Origin of the sequence: Streptomyces sp. NPDC007896 (genome assembly GCF_042959425.1) — a bacterium.
GTDB lineage: Bacteria > Actinomycetota > Actinomycetes > Streptomycetales > Streptomycetaceae > Streptomyces.
Genome location: NZ_JBIBKX010000005.1, coordinates 17,240 through 34,899, shown reverse-complemented (window position 1 = coordinate 34,899; position 17,660 = coordinate 17,240). Strand labels below are relative to the sequence as shown.

General features: G+C 68.3%; 19 protein-coding genes and 1 pseudogene. 8 read left to right on the top strand and 12 right to left on the bottom strand.

The genetic code is table 11. The features are described from left to right. Nucleotides 1-12: 12 nt before the first annotated feature. Both murJ and ACFZDJ_RS17480 read right to left on the bottom strand, forming a co-directional pair. The gene (murJ, locus tag ACFZDJ_RS17485) at nt 13-1,689 is read right to left on the bottom strand and encodes a murein biosynthesis integral membrane protein MurJ (protein WP_391059927.1); all 1,677 of its coding nucleotides are present in this window, start codon (nt 1,687-1,689) and stop codon (nt 13-15) included. Nucleotides 1,690-1,840: 151 nt separating this feature from the next. After that, nucleotides 1,841-2,029: an Lrp/AsnC ligand binding domain-containing protein gene (locus tag ACFZDJ_RS17480; protein WP_391059925.1), complete on the bottom strand. Its 189-nt coding sequence runs from the start codon at nt 2,027-2,029 to the stop codon at nt 1,841-1,843. A gap of 179 nt (nt 2,030-2,208) precedes the next feature. Here ACFZDJ_RS17480 and ACFZDJ_RS17475 point away from each other — a divergent pair, with 179 nt between their 5' ends. Next, a complete protein-coding gene (locus ACFZDJ_RS17475) occupies nt 2,209-2,361 on the top strand; it encodes a hypothetical protein (protein ID WP_391059923.1) in 153 nt (50 codons plus the stop codon). Between the two features lie 224 nt (nt 2,362-2,585). Here ACFZDJ_RS17475 and ACFZDJ_RS17470 read toward each other — a convergent pair. Then, a pseudogene (locus ACFZDJ_RS17470) lies at nt 2,586-2,838 on the bottom strand (hypothetical protein); the annotation flags it as partial. 68 nt (nt 2,839-2,906) lie between these two features. Here ACFZDJ_RS17470 and ACFZDJ_RS17465 point away from each other — a divergent pair. Further along, entirely contained in the window at nt 2,907-3,344 is a 438-nt protein-coding gene (locus ACFZDJ_RS17465; RefSeq protein ID WP_391059921.1) for a glutaredoxin domain-containing protein, read from the top strand. 86 nt (nt 3,345-3,430) lie between these two features. Here the strand turns inward: ACFZDJ_RS17465 and ACFZDJ_RS17460 are convergent, their stop codons facing one another. Then, on the bottom strand, nt 3,431-3,841 hold the full coding sequence (locus ACFZDJ_RS17460) for a hypothetical protein (protein ID WP_391059919.1): 411 nt from the start codon (nt 3,839-3,841) through the stop codon (nt 3,431-3,433). 32 nt (nt 3,842-3,873) lie between these two features. After that, the gene (locus ACFZDJ_RS17455) at nt 3,874-4,122 is read right to left on the bottom strand and encodes a hypothetical protein (protein WP_391059917.1); all 249 of its coding nucleotides are present in this window, start codon (nt 4,120-4,122) and stop codon (nt 3,874-3,876) included. Nucleotides 4,123-4,781: 659 nt separating this feature from the next. On the opposite strand from ACFZDJ_RS17455, the gene ACFZDJ_RS17450 reads away from it, so the two are divergent. Further along, nucleotides 4,782-5,450: a DUF402 domain-containing protein gene (locus ACFZDJ_RS17450; protein WP_391059915.1), complete on the top strand. Its 669-nt coding sequence runs from the start codon at nt 4,782-4,784 to the stop codon at nt 5,448-5,450. Between the two features lie 748 nt (nt 5,451-6,198). Here the strand turns inward: ACFZDJ_RS17450 and ACFZDJ_RS17445 are convergent. Further along, on the bottom strand, nt 6,199-6,399 hold the full coding sequence (locus ACFZDJ_RS17445; RefSeq protein WP_390935924.1) for a hypothetical protein: 201 nt from the start codon (nt 6,397-6,399) through the stop codon (nt 6,199-6,201). A 320-nt stretch (nt 6,400-6,719) separates the two neighbouring features. Here ACFZDJ_RS17445 and ACFZDJ_RS17440 point away from each other — a divergent pair, with 320 nt between their 5' ends. Further along, nucleotides 6,720-7,580: a DUF1963 domain-containing protein gene (locus ACFZDJ_RS17440; protein WP_391059913.1), complete on the top strand. Its 861-nt coding sequence runs from the start codon at nt 6,720-6,722 to the stop codon at nt 7,578-7,580. Between the two features lie 148 nt (nt 7,581-7,728). Beyond that, nucleotides 7,729-8,376 (top strand): CoA-transferase, encoded by a 648-nt coding sequence (locus ACFZDJ_RS17435; protein WP_391059911.1) that lies wholly within the window; start codon nt 7,729-7,731, stop codon nt 8,374-8,376. Between the two features lie 7 nt (nt 8,377-8,383). Here ACFZDJ_RS17435 and ACFZDJ_RS17430 read toward each other — a convergent pair whose 3' ends face one another. From ACFZDJ_RS17430 to ACFZDJ_RS17415, 4 genes are all read right to left on the bottom strand, one after another. Beyond that, nucleotides 8,384-9,280, bottom strand: coding sequence for an MFS transporter (locus ACFZDJ_RS17430; protein ID WP_391059909.1), 897 nt, complete (start codon nt 9,278-9,280; stop codon nt 8,384-8,386). 378 nt (nt 9,281-9,658) lie between these two features. Continuing rightward, entirely contained in the window at nt 9,659-9,799 is a 141-nt protein-coding gene (locus ACFZDJ_RS17425) for a hypothetical protein (RefSeq protein ID WP_391059907.1), read from the bottom strand. Nucleotides 9,800-9,893: 94 nt separating this feature from the next. Then, nucleotides 9,894-10,460, bottom strand: a complete 567-nt coding sequence (locus tag ACFZDJ_RS17420; protein ID WP_390935914.1) for a GNAT family N-acetyltransferase — start codon at nt 10,458-10,460, stop codon at nt 9,894-9,896. Between the two features lie 415 nt (nt 10,461-10,875). Beyond that, nucleotides 10,876-12,342 carry a carboxylesterase family protein gene (locus ACFZDJ_RS17415; RefSeq protein ID WP_391059905.1) on the bottom strand — a complete coding sequence of 489 codons (1,467 nt, stop codon included), beginning with the start codon at nt 12,340-12,342 and terminating at the stop codon, nt 10,876-10,878. Between the two features lie 114 nt (nt 12,343-12,456). Between ACFZDJ_RS17415 and ACFZDJ_RS17410 the strand changes: the two genes are divergently transcribed. Beyond that, nucleotides 12,457-13,431 (top strand): AsnC family transcriptional regulator, encoded by a 975-nt coding sequence (locus tag ACFZDJ_RS17410; protein WP_391059903.1) that lies wholly within the window; start codon nt 12,457-12,459, stop codon nt 13,429-13,431. Between the two features lie 629 nt (nt 13,432-14,060). Here the strand turns inward: ACFZDJ_RS17410 and ACFZDJ_RS17405 are convergent. Further along, a complete protein-coding gene (locus tag ACFZDJ_RS17405) occupies nt 14,061-14,960 on the bottom strand; it encodes a LysR substrate-binding domain-containing protein (RefSeq protein WP_390935904.1) in 900 nt (299 codons plus the stop codon). Nucleotides 14,961-15,107: 147 nt separating this feature from the next. On the opposite strand from ACFZDJ_RS17405, the gene ACFZDJ_RS17400 reads away from it, so the two are divergent. Next, nucleotides 15,108-16,118 (top strand): aldo/keto reductase, encoded by a 1,011-nt coding sequence (locus ACFZDJ_RS17400; RefSeq protein ID WP_391059901.1) that lies wholly within the window; start codon nt 15,108-15,110, stop codon nt 16,116-16,118. A 29-nt stretch (nt 16,119-16,147) separates the two neighbouring features. After that, complete coding sequence (locus tag ACFZDJ_RS17395; RefSeq protein WP_390935900.1) at nt 16,148-16,561, top strand: SRPBCC family protein; 414 nt, start codon at nt 16,148-16,150, stop codon at nt 16,559-16,561. Nucleotides 16,562-16,815: 254 nt separating this feature from the next. Here ACFZDJ_RS17395 and ACFZDJ_RS17390 read toward each other — a convergent pair whose 3' ends face one another. Further along, complete coding sequence (locus ACFZDJ_RS17390) at nt 16,816-17,568, bottom strand: SDR family oxidoreductase (RefSeq protein WP_391059899.1); 753 nt, start codon at nt 17,566-17,568, stop codon at nt 16,816-16,818. Nucleotides 17,569-17,660: the final 92 nt, after the last annotated feature.

Genomic DNA, 17,660 nt, shown 5'->3' with positions numbered 1-17,660 from the left:
CCGGTGCCGGGTTCACCCCAGCCCCGGCAGGCTGCGCAGCTCCCCGATCCGCATGAGCCGCGCAAAGAGCAGGAACAGCAGGGCCATCGCGATGCCGCCCGCGGCCAGTGAAAGCGCCGGCGTCCAGGAAGCCGATGCCAGACTCTGGCTGCAGGAGCGGGCGATGAGCCACCCGGTACCTCCGGCAGCGGTGGCGGCCGCGGTCAGTCTCGCGTAGGTGCGGCAGATCCGCCGGCCATCGAGCAGCCCCTCAGTGCGCCGCCGCAGCCGCAAGGCCGTCAGCAGCAGGCCGATCGCGTAGGACAGAGCGTAGGCGGCGGCCATCCCCGTGACCGCCCATCGCGGGGACAGCAGGAAGTGGCAGGCCGTGGCGAGAGCGATGTTGATGCCGCTGATCCACAGCGCCATCCGGAACGGCGTGCGGGTGTCTTCGAAAGCGTAGAAGCCGCGCAGCAGGAGGTACTGGGCGGAGAACGGGACCAATCCCAGACCGAAGGCTTGCAGCATGTGGCCCAGGGGGACGGTGGCCGCGGCGTCGGCGGCGCCGTGGGCGAACAGTAGTTGAGCCATCTGCGGACCGAACGCGAGGATGAAGAAGGCGGCCGGGACGATGATGACACCGCTGACCCGCAGCGCGCGGGACAGGTCCGCGCGCAGGTCGTCGACACGATGCTCGGTCACTGCCCGGCTCATGCGCGGGAGCAGGGCTGTCACAAGGGAGACGGTGACGATCGACTGGGGCAGCATCCAGATCTGCTGGGCGTAGCTGTAGGCGGTGTAGCCGACGCCGTCGTGGGGCAGGGCGGCGTCGGCGGCGGAGGCCAGGCGGGTGACCACCGTGCTCGCCACGAGGTTGGCCAGCACGAACAGCAGGGTCCAGCGTGCTGCGTTCACGCTCTTGCGCAGGCCGGTTCCGCGCCAGTCGAAGCGCGGTCGGAACCGGAAACCGGCTGCCTGGACGTAGGGAATCAACGCGAGTGCCTGGAGGGCCAGGGCGAGTGTGGTTCCGATTCCGAGCAGCCTGACTTGGGCGCCGGTGATGTCCGAGATGTGTTCGGGGGCGGTCACCATGCCTAGGTAGAGGCCGAACATGGTGATCAGGACGAGGTTGTTGAGGACCGGGGTCCACGTCATCGCGCCGAACCGGCCCCGGGCGTTGAGGACTTGGCCGAAGATGCTGAACACGCCGTAGAAGAAGATCTGCGGGAGCAGGTAGCGGGCGAAGACCACGGTCAGGTCGAACGCGTCGTGCGTGGCGGGTGTGTCGTGCTGGTAGACGCTGATGATCTCAGGGGCGGCCCACGTGGCCAGCGCGGTCCCCACGCCGAGGACGCACAGCACCAGGGTGACCAGGCGTTGCTCAAAAGCGGCTCCGCCGTCGGGGTCGTCTGCGCGGGCCCGGACCAGTTGGGGAACCAGGACGGAGTTCAACGCGCCGCCGATGAGCAGGAAGTACAAACTGGTCGGCACCGTGTTGGCCTGGTTGTAGGTGGTGGCCAGCAGCCCGGTGCTCAGTGCGGCGGCCTGCAGCACCTGCCGTATCAGTCCGGTGGCGCGCGAAACCACCGTTCCCGCCGCCATCAGCGCAGACGAACGCAGCAGCCCGCCCCCGCCTTTGGCCTTCTTCGGGGCGGCATGCCTCCGTCTGGTGGACCGCGCTAATCGCTCAGGCGACGTCTCCTTGGTCATGAGCACAATCTACGATCCTGACCTCACCCGCTTGGAGGGGCCTCGGGCTTCGAGGACTGCCGCAGCGACAGGTGGCCAGACGCGGGAGAGAGACCGCTGATGAGCACCATGTGTGCAAGGAGGGTGGGCCGGCTTGGTCCGCACCCCGGTGTCATGTCGGACCGATGACCTTCTCGCGCATGTGCCCGTAGACCACCGACGTCCGTACGGCGGCGAGTTCCGGGGGCTTCGTCAGCTCTTCCAGGACCACTGCGTGCAGATGGTCGGTGTCCCGGACGGCGAGGTGCACGAGGAAGTCGTCGTTCCGGGTGAGGACGAAGATCGAGATGAGCTCGGGCATCCCCTCCAGCAAGGTCTCGAAGGCCTACCCGCTGATGCCGATGCTGGTGGAGCTGGTCGCCCTCCGCACCCGGATGCCGCTGCCGAGGGTGACGGGCGTGCTGCTGGCAGCGTCGGCGCCTTCATCGTCGTACGCAACGGGGCGAGGTCGGCGGCAGATCGCGTCGGCTGGGGGACATAGTGCTGCTGGTCCACCTGGCCGTGGCGTGCTCGGTCGGCGGCTTCCTCCTCTACAACTACGGCCTGCTCAGGGTGGCGTCGAGCGTCGCGGTCAACATCCTCAACCTGGTCCCGGTCTTCGGCGTCATCGGCGCCGTCGTGATCAACGGGTAGTCGATCCGGCTCGCCCAGGTGACGGGCGGCGCGATCATCATCGTCGGAGTGACACTGGGCATGATCGAGCCGGGACAGGGAGCCATGGCCAAGCTGGACGTGGGGGGAAGCGAGTCTTCCGGGACTGCGACCGCTCGGACCGCGGCGGAGGCGGGGCCCGTGCCGGACGAGCCCGAAGCGGCTGGATCGACCGCGCACGGAGTGATCGATGGGGCTCGGCAGGCGGCAGCCCACGGCTGAGGTAGGCCGGTCAGCACCCGCCGCAGCCGGGACACATCGACCTTCCCGCGGTTCAACGCGTCGTACATGGCACCGTGCCCGCGTCGATGCTCGGCCACCGGCGTCAGGTCCACCAGCGTCAGGTCCACCGACGTCAGGTCCGTCCACCGGCGTCAGGTCCACCGGCGCCGTCACCGGCCCGTCCGCACAGAGCAACGCGTCCGTCAGCTCGAACAGCTCGTCCCCACGCACGGTCAGGCAGGCGAATGCCCAGGTGAGTGACCTGGTTCGAGGAGCATTTCGACTCGCCGATAGCCTGAGTCCTCATGACGCGTGCTTGGATCCTGCCGATGCTGTTCGTGCTCTGCGGCTCAGTCGTTGCGACTGGGCTGGTCCTCAGGGGGAACCCCGGCACAGCCGCAGCGCTCCTGCTGGTGTTTGTGCTTCTCGCAGGCGTGAACTCACCTCTGATTTTCCCGAGGTCGATCAGTGCGCTGGAGGCACAACGCCGCAGCGCGGCCGACGGCCGGCCGGTCGTCTTCTGGCGGTCGGGCTGCAAGTACTGCCTGCGACTGCGCATCCGGTTGGGTCGTAGCGCCCGCCAGTTGCACTGGGTCGACATCTGGCGTGACCCGGCCGGAGCGGCAGCGGTCAGGGCAGCCAACGATGGCAATGAGACCGTGCCGACCGTCGTCGTGGCGGGCCGGCCGCATGTCAACCCCGATCCTGAATGGGTGCGCGAACAACTCTCCCCTTCCGCATGATCGGGTTCGGCCACGCCGATTCGGCCTCGATCGACGCCAAGTGATGCCTGTCGCTCCACGGCAACCATCGCGCCCCAGGTTCGGTATCAGGCACGGCGCACCTCGACCACTTCGCCGGCGATCCAGAGCCGCATCCCGCCGAAGTAGGCGAAGGCCCCGCCGCCGATGACCCTATGAAAGACGTCGCCGGATGTGGTCAGTGCGACGAGCGGCCCAAGAACGAGCAGGGCAAGGCCGCAGGCCGCAGTGACGAGGGATCCGACGGCCGCGACGATCACCGCCTGACCCGATGTCAGCTCGAAGCGGCCTTCGTGGAGGATCAGTACGGCGGCCGTACCGATGAGCGCCATCGCGGCGGTGAGTGCGATCAGCGCCAGCCAGGGGTGACCCGTCACGGCACTGACGACGGTCCCGGCCAGGCAGATGACGCCAATGCCGATCCCGCCGAGGCCGTAGGGCAGCGGACTGTCTCCGGCAAGTTCGGAGACAAGTTCCATCAGCAGGACCAGCCCCCGCAGGACCGCACCGATCAGAGCAAACCGGCGCAGACGACCACGTACCAGAAGGCAACGACGAGGGAGACGAGCGCGAGCGCCGCCCCGATCGTCAACAACCCACACAGCACCCACACCAGCCACGCGCGATCGCCATCCGCAGACTCGTCACCGATGATGATTCCCGAGACCATCACCACCAGGCCCACCACGAACAGCGCCAAGGTCACGGCACCGCGCGCTGTCGACGTCGACGAGTCCTGCACCGCGGCGGCGACGAGCATGCCGGCAACCCTGCCTTCACCAGACCACCTGCCGACACCGCTGACCTGACGCTACGACATGTCAACGACAGCTTCCCACCGGCCTGGGCCGCTCGTCATCGGCGCGATCTGCCACACACTGAGTGTCTTCCCACCATGCTGTCCCCTGCTGGGCGGATGGAGCAGGCGTCCGTATGGTGGGCGCATGGGCAGGGCCGACGTTCCCCGGCTGCGGCTGGTCGTGATCGCGGATGCGCGTGATGCGGGGCCGCGGTTGTGCCGTGGGTGTGGTGGTCCGCTGATGGCGTCGGTGAAGTCGACGGCGGTGTTCTGTCCGTCGGCCTGCTGCTCCAGGCACTGGCGCAGGCTGCGGCGCACGAGGGTGACGACCGACGCGGTCCAGGGAAGGTCGCTCCCGCGCCGTCCTGCCCGACGAAGTCCGCCTCCCGGAACGCTGGGGGCTCTGGCGTACCTGCGCCGCGCGGCGGGTGATCCGCAGATTGCTCCCTTCCGGGAGCAACTCGCCCGAGCCCGCGAGCGGACTGTTCGGGCGTTGCGTCCCGACGGCGCCGATGCCCTGCTGCCGGATGGTCTGCCTGACGGACCCTGTGCGCAGCTGGGTAAGTCATTCTGTGAGCTTGCCCGGCGCGGGATGTCGGGGTGAGGGAAAAGGTGACCAGGTGCGGGTGTTCGACGTCGGGGAGACAGTCGTGCGGCGGGACGTCTACCGCGGTCGGGTGTGGAGCGCGCAGGCGCTGCGGGTCATCGAGGACACCGACGTGGCGCTGGTGACCGCGTGTCGCCCGGGTGCCCAGGCGCTGTGGCCGTCTCTGTACGTGAAGGCTCGTAGCGACGGCGACCGTTCGGTGCGCATGGAGGCGTTCGACGCGATGGCGACGGGGGAGTGGGAGCTTGCCCCGGGACTGTGGCAGGACACGGAGTTGCTGCTGTGGAAGCCGCCCGGCGCCTGGTTCAGTGTCAACGCCTTCTATGTCCCCGACAGGGAGGGGCGTCGGCTGCGGAACCGGTACGTGAACTTCGAACACCCCACAACTCGCACCCTGGGCGGGTTCGATACCTTCGACCTGGCCGTGGACCTCGTCATCGACCCTGACCTGACCACGATCGAGTGGAAAGACGTGGACGAGTACGCCCACGCGCGTCGCCTGGGCATCGTTTCCGACACCGAGCACCAGGCGGTGGAGCTCGCCCGCACCCAGGTACTCGCCCTGCTCGAAGACAGGGCGGGGCCGTTCGCGGATGCCGACCGGTGGACGGCCTGGCGCTGGGACACCGCCTGGCCGCCTCCCCGCCTGCTCCAGCGCCCGCTGGACGAGTTGCTTCCCTAGGTGCTGGACCGTGGGCTGGAGGGTTTGTCTCCGGTGGGGGACCGAAAGGCGCACCGAAGGTAGGACCCGTCTCGAAACTGAGCTGGACCTGGCGCAGCGCGCGCCGACCATGTGAAGGGAGTGCCGCGGTGAGCGAGAAGCAGAGACGGAACGTCACTGGCCTGGGGGCAGTGGTGACGCTTGTGGGATGCATCGTGGTGATCGTTGCCACCCAGCGGACCCGGGTGGTCACCCGATGACCGGCCGCACTCGCTTGTGGCGACATACGTGGTCGCTCACGGTCTGGTGGCTGCTGCTCGCCCTTGCTTTGTGGCTCCTTGGGCAGGCCGTTGACCAGGCTGCTTCTTTCACCGCATGCGCCGCATCCGCCGCGTTCCTGGTCGGAATCGGGGAGATCGGTGACTGGTTGCGTCGACGCTGGGCAGCGCGTCGTGAACAGGCGGGGACCGCTGGGAAGAGGTCCCGTTCGCGGTACACGCAGGGGTGAGCCGGTGCTTTCTCGTTGGTGGTATGTCCTGATCAGTGTCGTGTGCCTGCTGGGATTCCTTGGTGCCGCGAGCGTGGGGGCCTGGGCCGATGGGCAGAAGATCGGCTGGCTGTCTTCCGGCTGCGTCGCCGGCGGGGGTGCCGTGCTGGGCGTCGGGCTGGTCAGGGCGGGCCGGGCCCTTCTACCCGGTCGGCTACCTCCACGCGACGTCCCTCACGCAACAGGGCAAGCGGCGGATCACCGGCTACTACCTGACGTCCCTCAGCGGAGCCGGACCACAGTGACGACTGCGTGCCGGGTCGTGCCCGCCACGACCTCCACCATGACGTAGCCACCGGCCTTCGTGGACGCGCGCCCGGGCCGGGGGACCAGGCGCGCGGCGACGGCGGCCGCGAGCACCGTGGTCAGGCGCTGGGACAGCGCGACGCGTCCGTCGGGAAGCCGTACGGCGAGGGCCTTCAAGTGCCGGGCGGTGCCGGTGGACCGACCACGGCCGCCTCGATCGTGTCCGCGTGGCGGAGCTTCAACCACGACGTCCCGGTGCGGCCGGCTCGGTAGGGAGAGGCGGTGCGTTTGGCGACGATGCCTTCGATGCCCTGCTTGTTGGCGCAGTGGTTGTGTCCTGTGCTGGTCGTGTCTCGTTCTGGCGGGGATGGTGTGCGACGCGTGTCTCGTCGAGCTGGAGGCTCACGTCCCACCGTCGGTTTCGTGGATTGCGCTCCTCGGTGGCCCGTCGACGGCTTCGACGCCGCTGTGTCAGTCCTTTCCTCTACGGTCTGCCCATGACTCCTGAGATGGGGGACCTGTTACGTCCGTTCCGTGACGAGGCGATCGCGCGGGACATACCCGTCGACGACGTAGAGCGGTGGCTGGGCACCGCTCGCCCTTGCGCGGCGCTGGGGCGGGACGGGGACGGCCCGGTCATGGGCCGGTTCGGCGGTCCGCTCCTGCTTCCGGCCGAAGTCCCGGACCCCGCCCACCCCTTCGTCGCCTCCATCGAACTCGCGGCCCTGCCCGCCGACGCGACGGACCTGCTCCTGCCTCCGGACGGCCAGCTGCTGCTGTTCGCCTTCCCCGAGACCGCCGACGATTACGACACGATGGGCAGCGTGGTGTACGTCCCCGCCGGCACGGCCGTGACGGAACGGGACAGGAACGCCTGGAACACCTTCGACCACGAGGATGAAGAGGCGATGTTCGAGGCGTTCCCCCGGGGCGCGCTGCGGGCGACGACCAGCGTGTCGCTGCCCTACCACCACGCGGTCGAATTCCTCGAGGAGCCGGGGAGCGGTCCGCTTCCGGGACATCCTCGCGCCGAGGAACTCGTCGAGGTCTGGAACAGCACCCAGGACGCCATCGCCCCCGCGGGGCCGCTGCAGATCGGGGGATACGCCTGGGAGGAGGCCATCTACACCGATCCGATCGCCATTGCCGCGTACCGTGCCGTGAAAGCGGCGGAAGCGGGCCGGTGGGACGGGCCGGTTCCGGATGATGTCTCGGACTGGGTGCTCCTGGCCGACTGGCAGGCCGGCTTGGACGTACAGGGCTGGGAGAGCGCCACCGTCCACTGGGTGATCCAACGCGAGGACCTGGCCGCGCGGCGCTTCGACCGTGCGTTCACCTCGGTTTTCTGGAACCCCTGATGTGTGCCTGAGCAGTTTCTTCGGAGCCGTCCGTCGTTGGTCCGGGTGTGCCGTCAACTGACATGCAGTGGGCGCGGATTGAGTCGTTGCTTCCCGACCGGACACCGAAGCGGTACGGCAACTGGCGGGGGTCTGCAACCGGCTGCGGATGTCGGTGGTCAACGGCACCTGGGAGCGGGTATTCAGCGTGCCGACGGCCCAGGCCGATGCCGACGAGGACCTGGACTGGGCTGTGTCGGTGGACTCCACGATCGTGCGTGCCCACCAGCACGCGGCCGGGTCCCCCAAAAATAGGGGCTCCGGCCGGCGAACCGGAAGACCGCGCCATCGGCCGCTCCCGCGGCGGACTGACCACGAAATCCGCCTCGCCGCCGAGGGCCGCTGCCGACCGTCGGCATGCGTTCTCACCGCGGCTGGCCGGCGACGCTCCCGCCTTCACGGACGTGATGTCCCGACTGCGTATTCCCCGGCGCTATGGACGGCCGCGCACCAGGCCGGATGTGATCATGGTCGGCAAGGCGTACTCCGCCCGCGCGATCCGCGAGGTTTCTGCGAGCGATCAATGGACCTTGTCCACGGCGCTTGCCGCGTCATGGTCCTCTTGGAACACACGGCCAAGGACGGCTCACCAAAGATCCTCAAGGCGGGCGCCCTGCCCCTCACCAGCGAGTGCTGCGTCCACCGCGGCATCACCGATCCCGGTTTCCTCGACATCACCCCCGACGGCCTCGCTGTCGTCGAAAGCGCTCCCGGGGTGACCATCGACGACATCAGATCCCGCATGGAAGCCCCCTGACTGCCGATCATCTCTCCGCGACCTGCAAAGTCACGGCCCTGCTCTTCTCGTGCGACTCGGTGCGCCGCATTTCCGCCGCCGCGAGCGTGCCGAGGACAAGAACCGCAGCCGAGGGGATCAGGGTTTCCCTCGCCGCCTGGGTGAGTCCATTCCGCATGGCCTGGTCGGCGAGTTGCGCGGCTTGGCGGGTCAGGTGCGTGGGCAGTCCCTCGGCGGCCACGTTCGCCGAAATACACGCTTGCAGCAGTACGCCGATGGCGGCGCTGCCCAGGACCGCGCCCAGCCGGCGGGCAGTGAAGAAGATGCCGCAGGCCGCGCCGCGCAGTTCGGCCGGCATTGAGCCCATCGCCACGCCGTTGACGGGGACCAGTACGAAGCCCATGCCGAGGCCCATCAGCACCACCCCCGGTGTCAGCTGCCAGGCCGGGAGGTCCGCCCTAGCCTGAATCGCGACGACGACAAGGCCGCCCGCCATGCCGAACAGACCGGACATGACGAGGTACTTGCCGCCCACGCGATCTGAGAGGCGGCCGAGGAACAGGCCCATGGAGGCGGAGACGAGGGCCATGGGCGCGGTCAGCAGGCCGGCCTCGGTGGGCGACAGGACCAGCGCGGACTGTGGGTAGATGACCAGCGGCAGGAACATGCCGGTCATGGCGAAGGCGATGGCGGCCGTGGTCAGGGTGGCGGCGGAGAAGTTGCGGATTTTGAAGACGCGCAGCGGGACCAGCGACCTGGTGCCCGACGACACCAACAAGGTCACCGACGTGTTCGCCTTCGACCGGAAGACGCAGACGATCGTGCGCGTCAGCACCACGGCCGACGGCACCCAGGCCGACGGGGTGAGCTCCGCCGCGAGCCTGAGCGGGGACGGCCGCCGCGTCGCCTTAGTCTCGGCGGCCACCAACCTCGTCCCCGGCGACACCAACGGCCTCGCCGACGTCTTCATGAGGCCGAGATCATGGGACAAGACAGACTGGCCCACGAGTGAGACAGACCTGAGGCCCCGGCTCTGGGCACCAAAAAAGGCCTGCTCAGTTCCTCTCCCGCCACCTGCGCCATGGCAGTAGCGAAGGCCAGTTCGGGAAGAACAGCCGCCGCCACGCAGCACAAGAAGCACGGCATGAAGCCCTGACCCAGGCGGGCTCCGCTGCGTGGCCGACATGGCCGACCAAGATCTAGGAACTGGACCAGTACGGCAAGTCGGCCGACGTCGCGCACGTGCACGACGTCGGGCAGGAGCGAGCTCAACAGGGCGGTGTCGGGGGAGCCGATGACGAAGTTACGTGTCGGCGAAGACGGTTGAGCCGGGCGCCTGCCTGACGACGAACTTCGCGGACAAGGCGGCGAACGGCGGGTCGCTGGACGAGCTGGTCCAGGCGCCCTGCGCACCGTTCGCGAAGTAGGTCAGGGACGACTTCACGGGCCAGGACCTGCTCACCAAGGAGAGCGACGTCGGCGAGACGGCGTGGCGAGCCGTGCACGATGCGACAGGTCGGCACCAATTCCTGTCGACCTCAGGCATCCATGCGCCGTATGTGCAGGTGGCCATCGCGAGGGAAGGAGGGTGGCGCCGCGGGCAGGACGCTGTCGAAGTCGTACCGGCTCTTCTGCGCGACCCGGCACGACGCCAGGTTGTCTTCCTGGTGCAGGAGTTCGAGACGCTTTAGCCCATCGGCTTCGAAGGTGCCGAAGGCCCAGCTGGTGAGAGCCTCCAGAGCGCGGGGGGCAACTCCCCGCCCGCGAGCGTGCGCCGCGGTCCAGTAGCCCACCTCGGCCGCCGGTTTGCCGGAGGCGACTTCTTTCAGGACGACGTTGCCCAGTAACTGATCGCGAACTGGACCGGATTGTGCCTCTAGGACGGCGAAACTGAACCGGTCTTCCGCTGTCCAGCTCCGCTGCTGGGCCCGCACCCACCGTGCCCCGTCGGCATCGCTGTCCACGACATGGCTCGTCCAGCGGCGCAATCCGGGATCCCGGCACGCCTCGACCAGAGCGGCAACGTCCTCCATGCACCAGGGGCGAAGAACGAGAGCGGGAGAGGTGGGCGTCGCGGCCACCTGAAGTACGACGGAGGCAGTCATCAACTGATCATACAAAGGTGACGGTGGTGGGCGGTGAGGTTCCTGTCGCTCACCTCACGGGCCTTGACTGCGGCCGGACGGACCGCGGGCTCGGCCACGGGCACGCCCCCCACGGCCCCGAGGACGGGACTGCTGACATGGAATCTACTGTTCCGATTTCCACGTACAGGCGCTTCGGAGCCTCGCGGCCCGAAGTGCCTCCCGCAGGTCCCACACTGTCGTGGTGTGGGTCACTCAACAGCTTTGTGGCTATGGACCCTGCGCGGCCCCGGGGTGAAGGTCGCAACGTCTCCCGGAAGTCCCTGACCGGCCCAGGTCCGGACCTGTCGCGGCGCGGGGCCGGCAGGGCGGCCACGGCCTGCGCGTCGGGGTCGGTCCGGAGCCGTGGGCGTGCTGTGGCCGCCCTGCGCTCAGTTCAGCCGAAGTGCAGGACCTGGGAGTTCGATCCAGCAACGTATGGCTGCCAGGAGGTCAGGCCCTCCCCATTGGGGGAGCCGGTGGTCACGAATGAAGCCAGAGCACCTGCGAAGGACCGCCAGAGCGCCTCGGTCCGAGCCCCGATGCGGCCGAGCATGGGGCTGTCCGGGTAGCTGTCGAACGTGCCGAAGAGGAACGGGAGCTCCCCGCAGTGGGTGGCACCTAGGCTGGCCACGTCGGGCTCGGGACGAAAGTCCCACTGGTAGACGTACGCGTTGTTGCCGCCGGCGGCGTGGTGCGTGGCGATCTCGATCACGCCCCCTTGGAAGACCGCCTCGGTCTCCACGTCCGTCACGACCTGTGCGGGGGTTGCATCGGGACACTGTGCCTCGTGCCGCTCGTAGAGCGCCTGGGCCTCACCACCGTGCAGGCTGACGAGGAAGTTCAGTGCTTCCTCACGCGTGAGCGTCTGAATGCGCTCGTCGAACGCGAAGAAGGCGGTCATTTCGTCCCTCGTCGATCCGATGAGCAGGTCCTTGCCGGCCAGGGCGCCTGCATCGAGTGCCTGCCTCCACGCGTAAGGCATGCCCGATCCGCCGAGCACCGGGTACATCGGCGGCGCGACGACACCGAATTCGGCCTTGTCCACCATGAGCTTCGAGTAGGCGGCCAACAGCTCCTCGACACGCACCTGGCGCAGCGCGTGGGTGAGGTCCGCGGAGTCTTCAAGACCAAGGAGGCGCAGGTAGGACTTGGTGTTCTCGGTCGCCAGCTCGGGGTCCTGCGGTTCAAGGCCCCACGGACCACTCTCGGCGATCACCCGGCGGATCATCCTGCCGGTCTCCGGGTCGACCGCGAGCTGAAAGGCGGAGAAGGCACCGGCCGACTGGCCGCCGACCGTCACGGTCTCGGGGTCGCCGCCGAAGGCCGCGATGTTGTCCCTCACCCAGCGCAGCACCGCGCCCTGGTCCTGGGCGCCAAGGTTGTCGGCACCGATGTCCGGCAGCCGGAGGTTGCCGAGCGAGCCGACCCGGTAGTTGGCGGTGACCACCACCATGTTGCCCAGCGCGGCCAGTCGGGCCCCGTCGTACCAGTCCCAGCCGCCCGAACCACTGGTGAATCCGCCGCCGTGAAACCACACCAGGACCGGTAGGGAAGCGTTGCCGTCCAGCACATGCTGGGGGCTCCAGACGTTCAGTGTGAGCGAGCCGTCTTCGTCCCAGCTCTGCTTCCGGTTGCCCATGACCAGCTCGAGCCTGGACGGCCCCTGGGGCACGGCCGGGCCCGCCTGCACGGCTTCCCGCACTCCGCTCCACGCGGGGTGCGGCTGCGGCGGCGCGAAGCGCAGCTTCCCGACCGGAGAGGCCGCGTAGGGGACTCCGCGGAAGGACGCCACCGCGCCCTCCACGGCACCATGCACTCTGCCCTTGTCCGTGGCCACGATCGGCCGGTTCTGCTGCGACATCGCTCCTGCCTTTCATCCTGTGATGTGCTCTGCGACCGTTGTACGGTGAGGCAGCAGGAAGCAGCCAAAGACGGCGTGCACTGACACGGAAAGAAGACAGGGGGCGAGTCAGGAATGCAGAAAGAGCGCCATTCCCTCAGTGAAACGGACCGGAGGATCGCCGCGGTCCTGATGTCCTCGCCGCGAGCGTCCTGGCGTGCAGTGGGCGAAGCTCTCGGCATCTCCGAACGCACCGTCGTGCGCCGTGCCGCCCCGCTGTACCACGACGGCACACTGCGTGCCACGGCCGTACGCAATCCGGCCTGCTTCCCCGACATGGTGCCGATGGCGCTGCGCATCCGCTGCCGCCCCCACCGCATCGCCGCTGTGGCCACGACTCTGGCACGCCGCCCCGACACGCTGTGGGTGGACGTCTTGGGCGGTGGAGACGAAATCTGCACCGTCCTCTTCCTCGACGGGGCCACTGCGCGCAACGCCCTCCTGCTGCGCGACCTGCCCGCAACAGCCGCTGTTGAGAGCTGGACCTCACATGCGCTGCTGCGCGTCTTCCCGGCCGGTTTCGCCTGGAACGCCGGCCTGCTGCCGAAGGAATTCGTGAGCCTCATGGACGACGCGCAGCCGCTCGCCACTGCTCCCGAGCCACTGCCCATCGATCGTCCGCTCATCGACGGGTTGATCGAGGACGGGCGCGCCACATACACCGAACTGGCGCACCGGACGGGCACCACGGCTCTTACCGTCCGCCGCCGGCTGGACACACTGACAGGCGGCCAAGTCCTCAGGCTCGCAACCGAGATCGACCTTGCCATGCTCGGCGTTCACGCGGAAGCACTGCTGTGGATCACCGTCGCACCCGGCGGCCTCGAACAGGCCGGACAGGAACTCGGCCGTCACCCCCAGGTCCGCTTCACCGCTGCCACCACCGGGTCGAGCAACCTCCTGGTGGCCGCCGCCGCAGCCGATCTCAACGCTCTCTACACCTTCCTCACCGATTCGATCGGCACTCTCGAGCACATCACCGGCATCGAGGTCACCCCCATCCTGACCACCGTCAAACGGACCGGTCTGGTCCGCCCCGGCAGTATCTGAACCCGCGAACCAGGGAATCCGACGACTCCGACAGGGGACACGCGCACCCCGGATCGGAAAACCATGCAGGTCAGCGTTGTTCAACGAACCGATCCGTTCGGACTTGTCTCTCAGCGAACCCAGTGCCGTACGTGGGCGCGGTGCACGGGCGTCGGCGGCGTCTGCTGCGGGACTGTGCGACGGGCCGGTTCGAGGCCGTCGCTCCGGTACGCACGTTCCGCCGATCCCGCGGTGAGCGTCACTTTCCCGGCTGGTACTGGGCGGCGACGCCCAAATACAGCCGAGCCCCTGCTGTCCCTGCGCACGAGGACCGCGCCCGGAGTCACCTTGGGCTCCGGGCGGTCTGCCGGCGCCAGGTCCTCGGCCCTTCGAAGAGCCCAGGCGCCCTGCCAGGTCATGCAGCGTCCACTCGCCGCAGCGCTCTTCGGTACGGACAGGTCGCCGTCGGGGCATGCGCGGAAGGCGTTGAGCTCATCGCACAGACGGTGAAGCTGAGAAGCCGAGTCCATGACAGGCGCCGCAGGCATGCGGACTCGGCGGGGCGCCTCGGCCGCTGCCCGGCATCAACGAGGGACGCGAGCATGTGCGCACCCCGCTGCCCAGTAAGGCATGGACCTGTCGGAGAGGCCTTAGGCGGTGCTGCTTGTGCGCAGGACTGTGGCGCGGAACGATGTCACGAGGGGCCGCAGGTCGACTCGGTGCCATGCGGCCCACAGTTGGATGCATGTGTCGTGCCAGGGAAGCTCGCGCACCGCGACATCCTCAGTAGTGGCGCGCACCATGCTTTTTTGCACGAATGCGAGTCCGAGCCCGGAGGCGACCAGGCCGAGCGCGGTCAGTGGCTCGGCGGCGTCGAGGCGGATGTCGGGCGTGAAGCCGGCTGCCGTGCAGGAGGCGACGAACGTGTCGCGCCAGGCGGGGTCCTGAGCATTCTTGACTGCGATCCACGGCTGACCATCGAGGTCCCCGGGAGCCACTTTTTCCTGGCTGGCGAGCGGATGCCCGGCGGGCAGGGCGAGTAGCAGCGGGTCCTCGAGCAGGGGTGCGGCCAGCAGGTCGGGGTCATCCGCGGTCGGAGGTTCGTGGACGAGCGCGATGTCGAGGCTGCGCTGCCGCAGGCCTTCGAACTGCTCGGTCGGCGAAAGGTTGTACAGGGCGATGTGGATGCCGGGGCGTTCGTTGTGCAGAGCGCGTAGTGCGCCGGGCAGGATGCCGGTGTGCATGGCGTCTGAGACGTAGCCGATGCACAGGCCGCCCTCTTCTCCGCGGCCCAGCCGACGGCCCAGGTTCTCCAGACGATCCGCATGCCGCAGTAGCGCGCGGGCTTCGGCCAGGAAGACCTGGCCGTCCCGGGTGAGCCGGATTCTCTGCTGGCCGCGTTCGAACAGGGCAAGGCCCAGGTTCTGCTCGAGTTGCGCGATCTGCCGGCTGAGCGGTGACTGGGAGATGTGCAGCCGCTCGGCGGCCCGGCCGACGTGTTCGGTCTCGGCGACGGCGACGAAGTAGCGGAGTTGCCGCAGGTCAAGCATGTTAGACCTCTGAGGACTCAAGTGTGTCCAAGTAAGTCTTGGACAGTCTCAAGTCTAGATCCTAGCCTCGAACGTGCCAGACCGACGGACCGCGCAAACGGCGCAGAAAGCACATCCGTCGCCACTCGCACAGCAAGGATCCGCACCATGTCCATCAAGTCCTTCCTGCCCGGCCGTCTGGGCTTCGGCACCGCACCGCTGGGCAACATGTTCCGGGCCATACCCGACGAGGAGGCCGTGGCCACCGTGGACGCCGCCTGGGACAACGGCATCCGCTACTTCGACACCGCGCCCTTCTACGGCGCGGGCCTGTCCGAGATCCGGCTCGGTGAAGCACTGGCCGACCGCCCCCGCGACGAGTTCGTCCTGAGTACGAAGGTCGGCCGCGTCATCCTCGACGAGATCGAGGACCCCTCCGCCCGCGACTTGGGCGAGAAGGGCGGACTGTTCGAACACGGACGCCCCCACAAGATCGTCAACGACTACTCGGCCGACGCCACGCTGCGCTCCATCGACGACAGCCTCAAGCGGCTGAAGACAGACCGCCTCGACATCGTGTGGGTGCATGACGTCGCACAGGACTTCTACGGCGACGAGTGGCTCGCCGCATACGAGACCGCCCGTACCGGCGCGTTCCGGGTGCTGCAGAAGCTGCGCGACGAAGGCGTCATCAGGGCCTGGGGCCTCGGGGTCAACCGGGTCGAGCCCCTGGAGCTGACGCTGGACCTCGACGAGCCGAAGCCGGACGCGTTCCTCCTCGCCGGCCGCTACACGCTGCTTGACCACGAGCGGGCCCTGCAGCGGCTTCTGCCGGCGGCGAAGGCTCAGAACGTCGACATCGTCGTGGGCGGACCGTACAGCTCCGGCGTCCTGGCCGGCGGGCAGCACTTCGAGTACCAGAAGGCCCCCGCCCCTGTCATTGCCAAGGTGGAGCGCATCAAGGCACTCGCAGGGCAGCACGGCGTCGGCATCAAGGCGGCAGCGCTGCAGTTCTCCCTTGCTCACCCGGCGGTTGTCGCGGACATCCCCGGCGCCTCCCGACCGAGCCGCATCGTAGAGGACGTCGCCGCACTCGGGGAGAAGGTCCCGCCGGCCTTCTGGGCGGCTCTGCGCACGGAGGGGCTGATCGCTCAGGACGCCCCCGTACCCAGCGCCTGACCTCTACCTCACCTGTTCAGGAGACGACCATGGCGACCACGACCGCAACCATCGACATCCCCGCGCCCGCCGCGCGCGTCTGGCAGCTCATCGGCGGCTTCGACTCCCTGCCTGACTGGCTGCCCTACATTCCCAAGAGCACGCTCAGCGAGGGCGGCCGCGTCCGTAGCCTCACGAACGAGGAAGGCGGCGTCATCGTCGAACGCCTCGAAGCGTTCGACAACCAGGCGCGCACGTACAGCTACTCCATTCTCCAGGCCCCGTTCCCTGTCACCGGCTACCGCTCCACCCTCACCGTGCACGAAGTGCCCGGAGGTCAGAGCCGTGTGGAGTGGTCCGGCACCTTCACACCGGCAGGGACAAGCGATGAAGAAGCGATCACCCTGTTCCACGGCATCTACGCCGAGGGTCTGGCCGCACTGAAGAAGACACTCGACGTGTGAACACGACACGGGATGCCCGGTAGCGCCCACCGGCGTCCCGTGGTGCCCGACGGGCGTCAACCGGGAACCCGGCTCGATCCATGACGAGGCGAGGAAGTAGCTGCCCCGCGACCAGCTGCACCGGACGGCCGGCCTATCCGGCAAGCTGTCCGCCGGCCCGGTGGGATCTCCAGGAGTCCACAAGACCCGGTGACCACGCGGCGGCCGTCCCTCCTACGGGCTGCTCAGGTCGGTCGCGAAGTCGAGCTCCCGTGTCAGGCGGTGAAGCCGCCGTCGACATGGATCGAGGCTCCGGTGATGTACGCGCCGTCCGCACTTGCCAGGTGGGCGACGGTGGCCGCGATCTCGGCCGCTTCCGCATAGCGGCCGACAGCGGTGAAGCCGGCGATCGTCTCGGCGTTCGGTCCGTCGGCGGGGTTGGCGTCCGTGTCGGTGGGGCCGGGGTGCACCAGATTGACGGTGACTCCACGCGGGCCGAGTTCTCGGGCCAGGCCCTTCGTCATCCCGACCAGAGCCGTCTTGCTCATCGAGTACAGCGCCAGTCCGGGGAAGACCGCACGCTCGGCGACATTGCTGCCGATGCTGATGATGCGGCCGCCCCGTTCCATATGCCGCGCTGCCGCCTGGGACGCTGCGAACGGCGCCCGGACGTTCACCGCCAGAGTGCGATCGATCTCTGCCGACCCCACGTCTTCAAGTGGGCCAACGAGGAAGACACCGGCGTTATTGACCAGGATGTCGAGTCTGCCGAACATCGCGGCGGCCTCGTCCACCGCGGCGGTGAGTGCCTCAGGGACCGCGCTGTCGGCTTGGATGGCAAGGGCCCGGCGCCCCCTGGCCTTGATCTGTTCCACGACCTCGCCGGCGCGTTCCGCGCTGTTCTCATAGGTCAGGACGAGGTCGGCGCCTTCTTCGGCCAGTCGTAACGCCACAGCGGCACCGATACCCCGGCTTCCGCCCGTGACCAAGGCCACGTTTCCTTCAAGTCGGTTCATGACGTCGAGCATTGCTGGCATCAGTGCCGGAAGCTGGCGGGAATCCGACCGGGCGTTCAACCGCCGGGAAGGCACCCTCTGACGGGTGGGGGCTGTCGAGTGTC